15 protein-coding genes are annotated in these 13,336 nt (G+C 34.3%); 7 read left to right on the top strand and 8 right to left on the bottom strand.

What is annotated here, in order from left to right; genetic code table 11:
• Positions 1–47 precede the first annotated feature (47 nt).
• A complete protein-coding gene (locus tag P177_RS09390) occupies positions 48–527 on the top strand; it encodes an Lrp/AsnC family transcriptional regulator (protein WP_027066901.1) in 480 nt (159 codons plus the stop codon).
• Between the two features lie 85 nt (positions 528–612).
• Positions 613–1,134 (top strand): DinB family protein, encoded by a 522-nt coding sequence (locus P177_RS09395; protein WP_036154179.1) that lies wholly within the window; start codon positions 613–615, stop codon positions 1,132–1,134.
• Here P177_RS09395 and P177_RS09400 read toward each other — a convergent pair.
• On the bottom strand, positions 1,131–1,460 hold the full coding sequence (locus P177_RS09400) for a hypothetical protein (protein ID WP_036154181.1): 330 nt from the start codon (positions 1,458–1,460) through the stop codon (positions 1,131–1,133). The genes P177_RS09395 and P177_RS09400 overlap by 4 nt on opposite strands.
• 108 nt (positions 1,461–1,568) lie before the next feature.
• Positions 1,569–2,630 carry a 3-dehydroquinate synthase gene (gene aroB, locus P177_RS09405; RefSeq protein WP_036154183.1) on the bottom strand — a complete coding sequence of 354 codons (1,062 nt, stop codon included), beginning with the start codon at positions 2,628–2,630 and terminating at the stop codon, positions 1,569–1,571.
• Positions 2,631–2,739: 109 nt separating this feature from the next.
• Here aroB and P177_RS09410 point away from each other — a divergent pair, with 109 nt between their 5' ends.
• Entirely contained in the window at positions 2,740–3,906 is a 1,167-nt protein-coding gene (locus P177_RS09410) for a proline dehydrogenase family protein (RefSeq protein WP_036154185.1), read from the top strand.
• Between the two features lie 7 nt (positions 3,907–3,913).
• On the opposite strand, the gene P177_RS09415 is transcribed toward P177_RS09410, so the two are convergent.
• From P177_RS09415 to porX, 6 genes are all read right to left on the bottom strand, one after another.
• A complete protein-coding gene (locus P177_RS09415; RefSeq protein WP_036158143.1) occupies positions 3,914–4,297 on the bottom strand; it encodes a hypothetical protein in 384 nt (127 codons plus the stop codon).
• 76 nt (positions 4,298–4,373) lie between these two features.
• Positions 4,374–5,573 (bottom strand): alanine dehydrogenase, encoded by a 1,200-nt coding sequence (locus P177_RS09420; RefSeq protein WP_036154187.1) that lies wholly within the window; start codon positions 5,571–5,573, stop codon positions 4,374–4,376.
• A 97-nt stretch (positions 5,574–5,670) separates the two neighbouring features.
• Entirely contained in the window at positions 5,671–6,333 is a 663-nt protein-coding gene (locus tag P177_RS09425; RefSeq protein ID WP_036154189.1) for a hypothetical protein, read from the bottom strand.
• A gap of 108 nt (positions 6,334–6,441) precedes the next feature.
• A complete protein-coding gene (locus P177_RS20485; RefSeq protein WP_262493313.1) occupies positions 6,442–6,573 on the bottom strand; it encodes a hypothetical protein in 132 nt (43 codons plus the stop codon).
• Positions 6,574–6,803: 230 nt separating this feature from the next.
• On the bottom strand, positions 6,804–7,217 hold the full coding sequence (tsaE, locus tag P177_RS09430) for a tRNA (adenosine(37)-N6)-threonylcarbamoyltransferase complex ATPase subunit type 1 TsaE (RefSeq protein ID WP_036154190.1): 414 nt from the start codon (positions 7,215–7,217) through the stop codon (positions 6,804–6,806).
• A 10-nt stretch (positions 7,218–7,227) separates the two neighbouring features.
• The gene (gene porX / locus P177_RS09435) at positions 7,228–8,772 is read right to left on the bottom strand and encodes a T9SS response regulator signal transducer PorX (RefSeq protein WP_036154192.1); all 1,545 of its coding nucleotides are present in this window, start codon (positions 8,770–8,772) and stop codon (positions 7,228–7,230) included.
• Positions 8,773–8,858: 86 nt separating this feature from the next.
• Here porX and P177_RS09440 point away from each other — a divergent pair, with 86 nt between their 5' ends.
• From P177_RS09440 to lpxA, 4 genes are read left to right on the top strand one after another with little or no spacing between them, the layout of a single operon-like run.
• The gene (locus P177_RS09440; protein ID WP_036154194.1) at positions 8,859–10,088 is read left to right on the top strand and encodes an HD domain-containing protein; all 1,230 of its coding nucleotides are present in this window, start codon (positions 8,859–8,861) and stop codon (positions 10,086–10,088) included.
• 23 nt (positions 10,089–10,111) lie between these two features.
• Positions 10,112–11,128, top strand: coding sequence for a UDP-3-O-(3-hydroxymyristoyl)glucosamine N-acyltransferase (gene lpxD, locus P177_RS09445; protein WP_036154197.1), 1,017 nt, complete (start codon positions 10,112–10,114; stop codon positions 11,126–11,128).
• 2 nt (positions 11,129–11,130) lie between these two features.
• A complete protein-coding gene (locus P177_RS09450) occupies positions 11,131–12,531 on the top strand; it encodes a bifunctional UDP-3-O-[3-hydroxymyristoyl] N-acetylglucosamine deacetylase/3-hydroxyacyl-ACP dehydratase (protein WP_036154199.1) in 1,401 nt (466 codons plus the stop codon).
• 1 nt (position 12,532) lies between these two features.
• Positions 12,533–13,318: an acyl-ACP--UDP-N-acetylglucosamine O-acyltransferase gene (gene lpxA / locus P177_RS09455; RefSeq protein WP_036154201.1), complete on the top strand. Its 786-nt coding sequence runs from the start codon at positions 12,533–12,535 to the stop codon at positions 13,316–13,318.
• Positions 13,319–13,336: the final 18 nt, after the last annotated feature.

Below are 13,336 nucleotides of genomic sequence, written 5' to 3' on the forward strand. Positions count from 1 at the left end.
TGAATTTAATGTGATTATTTTTTATTTTTGGCAAAAATTTTACAACTATGGGCAAAGTCAAATTAGACGAAATAGACCACCAAATTCTGGATATGTTGATTGACAACACCAGAACTCCTTTTACTGATATTGCAAAGAAACTTCTTATATCTGCCGGAACGGTACATGTAAGGGTTAAGAAAATGGAAGAAGCAGGAATCATAAAAGGTTCTTCACTTACTTTAGATTATGTAAAGTTAGGTTATGCTTTTATAGCATATGTTGGTATTTTTCTTGAAAAAACACATCAAACTAAATTTGTTTTGGAGCGTTTAAATCAAATACCAAATGTTACCATAGCACATATTACTACAGGCAAATTCAATATTTTCTGTAAGATTAGAGCAAAAGATACTACGCATGCTAAAAATATTATCTTTAAAATAGATGATATAGATGGTATTAGTAGAACAGAAACAATGATTTCATTAGAAGAAAGCTTCAACGATAAAAAACGTTTGATGCATACCATTTTTAATGAGTTATAGATAAAGGTTATTCAACTAACTTAAAAAAAAGCCCGGTTATATTTATGATTGGGCTTTTTTAATTTGAAATATTTAAATTTTTAGAATGACGGTTAAAGATTTACAGGAAGACGAATTGCAATTTTTTTATAGTACTTATTTAAAAACTCTTGACGGGCAAGAAGATTTAAAATCTGCTTTATTAAAAGGGAGAAAAAGTTTTGAAGATTTAGTTCATGGATTAACCGATGAACAATTTCTATTTAGCTATGGAGAAGGTAAATGGACTGTTGCTGAAGTTTTAGTGCACTTAATTGACACTGAGCGCGTATTTCAATATAGGGCATTTAGAATATCTAGAAATGACAAAACACCTTTACCGGGTTTTGATCATAATATTTTTGTGGAAGAGAGCAAAGCAAATCAACGTACAAAAGAAGATATTTTAGCCGAATATCTTTCCGTTCGTGATACGTCAATTAGTTTGTTTGACACAATGCTTGATGAAAATTTAAAAAGAGTAGGGACCGCGAGTGGTATTCCTTGGTCAGTTGCTGCTTTAGGCTTGGTAATAAGCGGTCATCAACAGCACCATGAAAATATACTGCAAGAACGTTATTTCAATTAATCTAGCTCTTCTTCGCTTTCTGTCTCAAAATTAAGGTATAGCGCTTTGGTCATATCTTCAGACTGCATCACTTGTTCCGGAGTTTTAGATTCTAGTTCTTTTTCTATGTTTTCTTCAAAGTTTGCAATGAAGTTAGAAAGACTTTTACTTATTTTGACTAAGTATAATGTGTCGGTAGTTTTTAATTCAACAGCCTCAACATAATCTCCCTTGATATTTTTAAACGAGATAATGTCTTCATCTCCATATCCATGAGGATAAGTCTCTATTAAGAGTGCTGCTAATTGGTGGTCTAATTTACGGTAATCAATAAGGCGTCTGGTCATAACTATTTTATTTATAGAAGGTTGTATTTATCTATAACTAAACTAGTCATTATACTTACATCTCTCTTTGTAGAGTTGTGAAAGTGCCATTTTTGGTATGTGAAGTTTTTAAACTTTGTAGTAAGCAAAAGCTTCGGTGAATAATTCTACGGGAATTTCAATATCTATTATTGGCTCACCAATAGTTTTTAAGAGTACAAAATTGACTTTTCCGTGAGAATTTTTCTTATCATATTTCATCAACTTTAAAATGTTCTCAATGTCAGTATAAGAAAAGTCAACTTTATCATACTTATCTAAAAAAGTCGTTTTAATATCATCTAGTGATTGCTCTGATAGTCCTAAAAGTTTGTGTGAAAGATACCCTTCTAAAATCATACCTACTGCAATAGCTTCGCCATGTAATAACATTTCCTTTGATTCGTTCTCCAGAAAATAAGACTCTATAGCATGACCTAGGGTATGACCATAGTTTAAAATCTTGCGTATATTTTGTTCTGTAGGGTCTTGCAGTACTACCTCATTTTTTATTTGGATAGAAGTAAGAATATGCTTCTTCATATCCTCTAAGCTATTTGCTTCTTTTAATGCTTCCCAATAGCTATTACTTTGAATAAGTCCGTGTTTTAGCATTTCTGCAAAACCACTAATAACTTGCCTATTTTCTAGGGTATCTAGAAAATCAGGAATGACTAGTACCATTACCGGTTGATTTATAACACCTATTTGGTTTTTTAAAGCGCCTAGGTCTATTCCTGTTTTGCCGCCAACAGAGGCATCTACCATAGATAATAGGGTAGTAGGTACGTTTATGAAGTCTATACCTCTTTTAAAGGTCGAAGCAATAAAGCCTCCCATATCCGTAAGAACTCCGCCTCCTAAGTTGATCATCACGCTTTTTCGGTCAGCTCCCAATTCTGATAAAGCTTCCCATACCCCAACACAGGTTTCAATATTTTTATTGATTTCGCCTGATTCTATTTCAATAATTTCAAATTGATATTCCCCATTAATTTCTGCCATAAAATTTGGTAAACAAAGCTCATGGGTGTTCTCATCAACCAGAATAAAAACGATGGAATATTTTTTATCTGCTAGATGGGTGTTTAAAGCTTTAAAAGCTACCTCATTGAAATGTACTGCGTAAGAATCTGAAATTATAGAATCCATTAAAATAAGCCTTTTTGTGTTTGCAATTTTACTGCAAAATAAAGGTTATTTTTAGTCTTAGGATTATAAATTCTGTGATTATATTTGATCGTTATTGAAACTATAAAGAATGGATCAAATTTTTGAAAATACCGCAACTGCTTTTGCACTAAAAACCGATTCGGAATTAGAAAGAGCTTACTTTTTATTTAAAATGATTTCCAATGAACCGTTAGTGAAAATGGGTTCGGTAATTACCAACTTTGCATTTAAAGCTCATTTACCAGTTGAAAGTTTAATAAGAGCTACAGTTTTTGACCACTTCTGTGGTGGGGTGAACGAACGTGACTGTTTGCCTGTGGTAGACCGCATGTGGGAGAAAGGAGTATGTTCTGTACTTGATTATTCTGTTGAAGGTAAAGAAGAGGAAGATCCTTTTGATACGGCTACTGAAATTATTTTGACAATTTTAGATTTCGTGAAAGAAAAAGAAGCAATACCGTATGCCGTTTTTAAACCAACGGGTTTTGGTCGTTTTGCGCTTTATCAAAAAATTAGCGAAAAGAAAAAGCTTACTACGGCGGAAGAGGCAGAATGGCAGCGCGTGGTGAATAGGTTTGATAAAGTATGTAAGAAAGCACATGACTTAGAAGTTTCTCTTTTGATCGATGGAGAAGAAAGTTGGATGCAAGATGCGGCCGATAATTTAGCCGAGGATATGATGCGTAAGTATAATAAAAAGAAACGGATCGTTTTTAATACTTTACAAACATATAGGTGGGACCGTTTGCCATACTTAAAATCATTACAAGAACGTGCGGTTAAAGATGGGTTTTTGGTTGGTATGAAGGTAGTGCGTGGTGCTTATATGGAAAAGGAAAATGAACGTGCGAAAGAAAAAGGATATACTTCTCCGATTTGTAAAACAAAACAAGAAACGGACGATAATTTTAATGCAACTATTGAGTATATGATAGATAACCTTGATTCTCTTTCCATATTTGCCGGAACGCATAACGAAGAAAGTTGTTACCAATTAATGCAGTTAATGGAAGATAAGGGTGTTGAAAAAAATAATACTCATATTTGGTTTGGTCAGTTATATGGTATGAGCGATCATATTTCTTATAACTTGGCTGCCAACGGTTACAACGTTGCCAAATATTTACCATTTGGACCTGTACGAGATGTAATGCCGTATTTGATTAGAAGGGCAGATGAAAATACATCTGTTGCAGGGCAAACGAGTAGAGAATTGTCTTTATTGAAAAAAGAAAGAAAGCGAAGAAAAATGTAACGAGAATTTATTCTCTTTCTACTTTTTCAATTATAGCCTTTTCTCTGCAATTTCTAACTGTGAAAACATAATCACGTTCTTTGTAATCGGACTCTACTATATAAGTCTTGCAGGGAACGGATTTTGTATCACTTTTACTAAAATTAACGTCTCCTTCGGTTAATATATAAGTAACGGCGATAGAGTCTAATTCAAATTCTTGAAGGTTTTGTTTGGCGTTGTCACTGTAGTGCATGGATTTAGAGCGAATATCTTTCAACGTTCTACAATCTGGTAAGTAGCAAAAATATACTCCGGTTTCTTGAGATTTCTTTTTTAAGAAAAAGGTTAGAAATACAATACCGATGGAGAGTCCTACCAAGAAAAACCCTAACCTTTTTATAAAATCCATATTCATAACTTACCAATCATTAAGTTTGCGAAATTATGTCTTTTATAATGGATAGAAAAAGTATTGTTAGCCTATTCTAAAAAATCAGGAAATTAATATCACTGTATTGTAAATCGAACCATTCGCCTACAGACTTGTTGGTTAAAATGCCGTGGTACATATAAAGTCCGTTGCGAAGACCTTTGTCAAAACGAAGGGAATTCTCCAATCCACCATCTTCTCCTATTTTTAGTAGGTATGGTGTAAAGATATTGCTTATGCTTACCGATGCTGTTTTTGGATATCTAGACGGAATGTTTGGAACACCATAATGTATCACATCAAATTTCTTTCTAGTGGGCTTATTGTGGTCGGTTATTTCGCTGGTTTCAAAACATCCACCTGTATCAATACTTACATCAATAATGACAGCACCTTTTTTCATGTGCTCTACCATGGTACTAGTTACAACAACGGGCGATCGATCTTTCCCTCTAGTTGCTCCAATTGCTACATCGCAACGTTTTAAGGCTTTTAATAGGTTTTTGGGTTGAATGGTAGATGTGTAGACCGTTTGTTTTAAGTTGGTCTGTATATTTCTAAGCTTGGTTATAGAATTGTCAAAAACTTTGACATTTGCTCCGATTCCTATAGCTGATCGAGCTGCGAACTCACCGACTGTTCCTGCGCCTATAATGACTACTTCCACTGGTGGTACGCCGCTAATATTACCAAACATGAGTCCGTTGCCATTGTTATTGGCAGCCATTAATTCTGCTGCAATTAGAACTGAAGAAATACCGGCAATTTCACTAAGTGATCTTACTGCAGGGTACTTGCCTTCTTCATCTCTAATATATTCAAATGCAATAGCAGTAATTCGTTTTCTTGCTAATTCTTCAAAATACTCTTTATACTGTGTCTTGATCTGAAGTGCAGATATAATTGTTGTCTGCGGGTTTATATATTCTATTTCCGTAAGGGTAGGAGGCTCAACTTTTAGAATTAAAGGGCAAGCGAAAACTTTCTTGGTGTCTCTAGTAATTTCTCCACCAGCAGTCACATAATCTGCATCAGAGTAATGTGCGCCTTCACCAGCACCAGATTCAATTAAAACACGATGACCGTTAGCGGTAATGGCATTTACAGCATCTGGAGTAAGACAAATTCTTTTTTCTTGGTATTGGTTTTCCTTTGGAATGCCTATAAACAATTCTCCTTTTTGACGTAAAACTTCTAAGGTTTCCTCTTGTGGAATTAATTGATGCTTACTAAAAGGGGAAGTGGGTTGGTTCATAACTTAATAGTGAGTTGTTCAAATCAGCGACTTGAAACTCAAATGTACAATTTTTAAAGAAATGAATGATTTGTACTTTTTTAAAGATATTGAATAGTTACGATTTTAATTGTAACCAACCTTGAATTCGATTTTGAACATTCTTAAAAATATGCTCTAAGTTTCCTGTAGAAAATTTAGTGTTAATATCTCCTGAGATGGTAGAAAATTCATCTTGTTGTGCATTTTCAGATTTATCTTCCGATTCAAAATTATCTTTATTATCGAACCCTTTGTTTTTAAGCTCTTTTAATTCAGCCTCAATTGCTTCCAAATCAATACCATTTACGTGTTTGTCATAAAGTGTAATTCGAATAAAATAAACCGATGGTATTGTGATCATGCATATTGGAATCAACCACCAAATATTATCAGTGTCAATCATGTTGTCTGAGTCATAAAACACCTCAAACATTTGAAAGGCATACATCGCAATGGGTATGATAATAATATGATACCACCAATCACGTGAAGTAAGAAACCAAAAAATCATTAAGTAAAGAGGGACTATTTTGGAAGTTAGGTACCATAAATAAGTTAATGTATCTGGAAATCCATTGTTTCCTAAGGTAAAGCCTAAAACTAAAGCATCGCCATTTTGGTCATAAGGCAAATAGTCATATACCTTATATAAAAAAGGTGAAATTGCTATAAAAAAGACTAGAAGAGTTTCTAGGAAAATCTTCTTTTTAGCTTTCTTTTTTTTAACTTTATTAATCATTTGCACAATAGTATTACTATATGCTAACGAAGTAAATAGCTAATTATTATAAATAAAAAGAGAGCATTAAAAATGCTCTCTTTTTTTGATTCGTAAAAGGAATATGAGTTATATTCTTTTCGTTAATTTTCTTTTATCAACATTTAAATCTTGATTATCAATATCAATAATCGGTGCAGTCATAGCTAAAAGAAATACGCCTAATGCGATTGATGCTAATAATGTTTTTTTGTTTTTCATTTTCAAGGGGTTTTTGGTTATACTAAATATTTAGTTCTCCTACAAACGTAAGAAAAAATATACAACTAAATACCCATTTGTCGTTAAAATTACGTACTTAAACCGATTTTTTCAACATTTTATCGAATTCTTCGTTTTTCATCGAAAAAATGCAATAAAACTTTGCTTAGAACGATGTGCGAATTGCTAATTCAGAATAATTATTAAACCGCCATAATTTGCGGTAGGTTTTATTTTAAGATAATTAGCTTCCTAGTGGTTTCATCTAAAATTTCAATTTTTATGTTCTGAACATCGTTGGGTATTAAACTGGGTATTTTTTCTGGCCATTCCATAAATATCCATCCGCCGGAGGCTAAATAATCATCTAGACCCATGTCCATAGCTTCTTCTTCATCTTCCAACCGATAAAAATCGAAATGGTAACCTAGTAGCTCACCAGACTCCAATGCGTATTCGTTAACCAAACCAAATGTAGGGCTGCTTACATTGTCACTACTACCTAATTCTTTTATAAGTGTTTTGATCAATGTTGTTTTTCCTGCACCCATAGGAGCATAAAAAGCAAGAGTCTTGCTACTGGCGTGTTTAATAATCTGCTTAGCAATATTCTTTAATTCACCTTCTTGATAAATGAATTCCATAATCTGTAAATTATTTTGGTTCCAAAACTACAAAAGGTATGATCATTTCTTCTAAAGAAACACCGCCATGTTGGTAAGTATTCCGGTAATAACTAACATAGTGATTGTAGTTATTAGGGTAGGCAAAAAACAAATCGTTCTTGGCGAAGATATAAGAGCTGCTCATATTTATACTTGGTAAATGAATTGATTTTGGGTCTTTTGCGGCAAGGACATCATTCTTTTCATAGGTAAGGCTTCTCCCTGTTTTATAACGTAAGTTTAGACTGGTGTCTCTGTCGCCTACCACTTTAGAAGGGGAATTTACATTTATAGTTCCATGATCCGTTGTGATAATCAGTTTCATGCCTAAAGTTTGGGCTTGCTGTATGATTTCTAACATCGGCGAATTCTTAAACCAACTGGTGGTCAGCGACCTGTAAGATTTATCATTTGACGCTAACTCTTTAATTACTTCCATTTCTGTTTTTGAATGAGAAAGCATATCAACAAAATTGTATACAATTACGGTTAGGTCATTGTCTTTTTGTGCTTTGAAATTCTGGCTAAGATGCTTCCCTTGCTTTAAGCTACTAATCTTGTGATATTCCCATTTTAAATCTAAACCCAATCTTTTCAGCTGTTCTCCTAGAAACTTATCTTCAAATAAGTTTTTGCCGCCTTCGTCGGTATCGTTTTTCCACCATTCTGGATATTTTTTTTCCATGGCAAGCGGAGTCAGCCCTGAAAATATGGCATTTCTTGCATATTGGGTAGCTGTTGGGAGTATGCTATAATATGAATCTTCCTTTTTCTTTTTGTAAAAGGTGTTGACCGTATCTTCAAAAGCATACCATTGATCATAACGTAAATTGTCTACTACTATCAACAATGTCTTTTGGTCTTTAATTTCTGGCGCAATCCATTCCTTAAATAAGGTGTGAGACATTACAGGTGCATCAATATCCGTAAACCAATCTTCATAATTTCGGTCTACAAACTTGCCGAATTGTTGATTTGCTTCGGTCTTTTGAGATTCTAAAATCTCGAACATTCCGCTGTCCTCAATTTCTTCTAACTGTAATTCCCAGTAAATTAATTTTTTATATAAATCTGCCCACTCTTGGTAAGTACTTACCATGGATAGGTCCATCGCAATTTTTCTAAATTCTTGCTGATAATTACTTGTGGTCTTTTCAGAAACCAATCTTGAATGGTCCAAATTCTTTTTTAGGGAAAGCAATATCTGATTAGGATTTACTGGTTTTATAAGGTAATCTGCAATTTTAGAACCAATGGCTTCTTCCATTATAGATTCTTCTTCACTCTTGGTAATCATGACCACAGGCAAAGAGTTATCTATAATTTTAATTTCCGAAAGTGTTTCAAGTCCAGATATACCGGGCATGTTCTCATCTAAAAAAACGATATCCACTCTTGTTTCCGCTAGTTCCTCTATAGCTTCTTGGCCGCTTTGACAGGTGATTACGCTGTAATTTTTAGATTCTAAAAAGATAATATGAGGCTTGAGTAAATCGATTTCATCATCTACCCACAATATTTTTATTTTGTTCATTGAATTATTATTTGACGATAATCAAATTCTATGCTAATGCTTTTGTATAACTTTGAAATGTTAATCTCAGAAAAGACAACATTATCTTGAAGACATCAAACAAATTGAAAATCTTTAATGATCCAATTTACGGATTTATTAGAATTCCCAATGCGCTCATTTTTGACCTCATTGCAGATCCTTACTTTCAAAGGCTTCGTAGAATCTCACAGATGGGCTTATCCTATTTGGTTTACCCAGGGGCGCACCATACTAGGTTTCATCATGCGCTAGGTTGTATGTATTTAATGCAAAAGTCTATTCAAGTGCTTCGTTTTAAAGGAGTTGAGATTACAGAAACAGAAGAAGAAGGACTTCTGTGTGCTATTCTTTTACATGATATAGGGCATGGACCTTTTTCCCATGCCATGGAGCACAGTATTGTTGAAGGTGTAAGTCATGAATTTATTTCACTGCAATTCATGCATGAGCTCAATGAACGATTTAACGGAAGTTTAACGGAAGCCATCTCCATTTTTACCGGTAATCATTCAAAAAAGTTTTTAAATCAGTTGGTGTCTAGTCAGTTAGATATGGATCGATTAGACTATTTGAAAAGAGATAGTTTTTACACCGGTGTTGCTGAAGGGAATACAAATGCAGAGCGATTAATTACCATGTTAAATGTAATCGATGGTAATTTGGTAATTGAGGAAAAAGGAATTTATTCTGTAGAGAAGTTTCTAATGGCACGTCGCTTTATGTATTGGCAGGTTTATCTTCATAAAACCGCTGTGGTCGCAGAGCGATTACTGATAAGTATTTTAAAAAGAGCTCGTTTCTTAATTGAAAAAGGTGAAACTTTAAATTCTAGTGAGTCGCTACATTTTTTTCTGACGAACCATATCGATATTAATAATTTTGATAACGAAACCTTGGCAAAGTTTGCAAAGCTTGATGATATAGATATTCTTTCTGCGTTAAAGGAATGGCAATTTTCGAGTGATTTTGTACTAGCTTCTTTGTGTGAAATGATCATCAACAGAAAACTTCTTCATATTAAGGTAAAGAAAGAGTCTATTACAGAAAGTAAGTTTTTAATGCATTTAAATAAAGTAAAAGCTCAGTATAATCTCACAGATGAAGACGCTTCTTATTTTGTCTTTAAAGGCGAGCTTAAAAATAAAGCTTACGATAGGCAACATCAGACTATCAACATTTTAAGGAAAAACGGAAAGATTACGGATGTTGCGAAATTATCTGACCACCTTAATTTAAATGCACTTTCAAAAACGGTAACCAAATATTATATGTGTTATCCTAAAGAAGGGGTTTAACAATTTTTCTTACTTTTACGCTCATGAAATTTACAGCAGGTCAGATTGCAGGTATCTTAGAAGGAGAAGTGCATGGAAATCCAGAAATAGCCGTACATAAACTTGCTAAAATAGAGGAAGGTGAAGAAGGTTCCCTTACTTTTTTAGCTAATCCGAAGTATACTTCATTCATTTACAAGACAAAAGCATCAGTTACTATAGTGAATAAGAGTTTTGTTCCAGAACAAGACTTAGATACTACCTTAATTAAAGTAGAAGATGCCTATAAGTCGTTTTCTAAGTTGTTAGAATATTATAATCAGGTTAAAAACAATAAAGTAGGTATAGAAGAGCCTATTTTTAAATCAGATACCGCTACATATGGTGCTGATGTATATATTGGTGCTTTCGCTTATTTAGGAAATAATGTTTCTTTAGGTGATAATGTAAAAATTTACCCTAATGTTTATATAGGTGATAATGTGAAAATTGGGAACAACGTTATCATTTTTGCAGGAGCCAAAGTATATTCAGAAACAATTATCGGAAATAATTGTGTGGTAAATAGCGGATCAGTGCTTGGTGCGGACGGATTTGGTTTTGCTCCAAACGAGCAAGGGGAGTTCGCAAAGGTACCACAGACCGGTAATGTTATTCTTGAAGATAATGTAGATATTGGTGCCGGTACTACTATAGACAGGGCTACTTTAGGTTCTACCATCTTAAGAAAAGGAGTAAAACTGGATAATCAAATACAAATAGCACATAACGTTGAAATTGGCGAGCATACCGTTATTGCCGCTCAAACCGGAATAGCTGGTTCAACTAAGATAGGCAAGCATTGCATGATTGGCGGGCAAGTGGGTATAGTTGGTCATATTGTTATTGGCGATAACGTAAGAATACAAGCACAATCGGGCATAGGTAGAAATGTGAAAGAAAATGAAGTGTTGCAAGGTTCGCCCGCGTTGAATTATGGTGATTATAATAAATCATATGTTCATTTTAAGAATTTACCAAGAATAATAAGTAGAATCGACACCTTAGAAAAGAAAGATTGACGATGAGCACAACAACTATTAAACAAAGAACAATAGGTAAGGAAGTAAGTCTTACGGGAGTAGGTTTACATACCGGAAGTGACGTTACAATAAAATTCGTTCCTGCGGATAAAAACCATGGTTATGCCTTTAAAAGGGTAGACCTTGAAGGTTCTCCGGTAATACCGGCAGATGCCACTTTGGTGAACAATACACAAAGAGGAACAAATCTTGAAAAGAACGGAGTAAGGATTCAAACTTCAGAGCATGTTTTGGCTGCTTTGGTAGGTTTGGAAATTGACAATGTTTTAATTGAATTGAATGCCGCAGAACCGCCGATAATGGATGGTTCTTCTAAATTTTTCGTAGAAGCTTTAGAAAAAGCCGGTATTGTAGAACAAGATGCATTTCGTGAAGAATATGTAGTCAAAGAAGTAATTTCTTATAGAGATGAGAAAACAGGTAGTGAAATAACCATCATTCCTTCAGACACTTACCAAGTTACTACTATGGTAGATTTTGGTACAAAGGTATTAGGTACTCAAAATGCTACTTTAGAGAAACTTTCTGATTTTAAGGCGGAAATTGCTGACGCTCGTACGTTTAGCTTTTTGCACGAATTGGAGGCGTTATTGGAAAACGGACTTATTAAGGGTGGTGATTTAAATAATGCCATTGTATATGTTGATAAGGAGATTTCAGAGGAAACCATGAAAAAGCTGGAGAAGGCTTTTAATAAAAAGAAGCTTTCTGTAAAGGCAAATGGTATTTTAGATAATTTAATTTTACACCAGCCAAATGAAGCTGCACGCCATAAATTATTAGATGTTATTGGTGATTTGGCATTGGCAGGTACTAGAATTAGAGGTAAGGTAATTGCTAATAAACCAGGCCATTTTGTAAATACCCAGTTTGCTAAGAAAATTGCGCAGATCATTAAATTAGAGAAGCGTAATAACGTGCCTAAATACGATCTTAGCTTACCTCCATTAATGGATATTCATAAAATAATGGATATGCTACCACACAGACCTCCATTTTTATTGATCGATCGTATTTTGGAGCTTTCAGATTCTCATGTTGTGGGGATGAAGAATGTAACCATGAACGAACCTTTCTTTGTAGGTCACTTTCCTGGAGCTCCGGTAATGCCAGGAGTTTTGCAAGTTGAGGCAATGGCACAAACAGGTGGAATTTTAGTGCTGAGCACTGTTCCGGATCCTGAAAATTATTTGACCCTTTTCATGAAAATCGATAAGGTGAAATTTAAAAGACAAGTACTACCTGGAGATACTTTAATTTTCCATTGTAGTTTAATTACCCCGATAAGAAGGGGAATATGCCATATGCAGGCTTATGCTTATGCCAATGATAAATTGGTTAGTGAAGCGGAAATGATGGCTCAAATTGTAAAAAGAACATAGAATGAATCAACCTTTAGCCTATATACATCCGGGAGCTAAGATTGCTAAAAACGTAGTAGTTGAACCATTTACAACTATTCATAACAATGTTATTATTGGCGATGGCACTTGGATCGGGTCTAATGTGACAATAATGGAAGGTGCTCGCATTGGTAAAAATTGTAATATTTTTCCAGGTGCAGTCATATCCGCATCTCCACAAGATTTGAAATACGATGGTGAGGATACTACGGTTGTAATCGGTGATAATACGACTATTAGAGAGTGCGCTACTATACATAAAGGTACATCTGACCGTATGAAAACCGTAATAGGTAAAAACTGCCTTATTATGGCGTATTGCCATGTTGCTCATGACTGTTTAGTTGGTGATAATTGTATTTTTTCAAATAATTCAACTTTAGCTGGTCACGTAACCATAGGTGATAATGTTATTCTTGCAGGTTTGGTTGCAGTACATCAATTTGTATCTGTTGGTCAACATGCTTTTGTAACAGGTGGTTCTTTGGTAAGAAAAGATGTGCCTCCTTACGTAAAAGCGGCAAGAGAACCGTTATCTTATGTAGGTATCAATTCTGTCGGATTAAGACGAAGAGGATTCATTTCCGATAAGATTAGAGAAATACAGAATATCTATAGAATTCTTTATCAGAAGAATTATAACAACACGCAAGCAGTTCAAATTATAGAGGCTGAAATGGAGGCAACTCCAGAACGCGATGAAATATTACAATTTATTCGCGATTCTCAACGTGGTATCATGAAAGGATATTTCAGCAATAATTAAACTATATTTAAAACTTAA

Source organism: Maribacter forsetii DSM 18668 (assembly GCF_000744105.1).
Classification (GTDB): Bacteria; Bacteroidota; Bacteroidia; order Flavobacteriales; family Flavobacteriaceae; genus Maribacter; species Maribacter forsetii.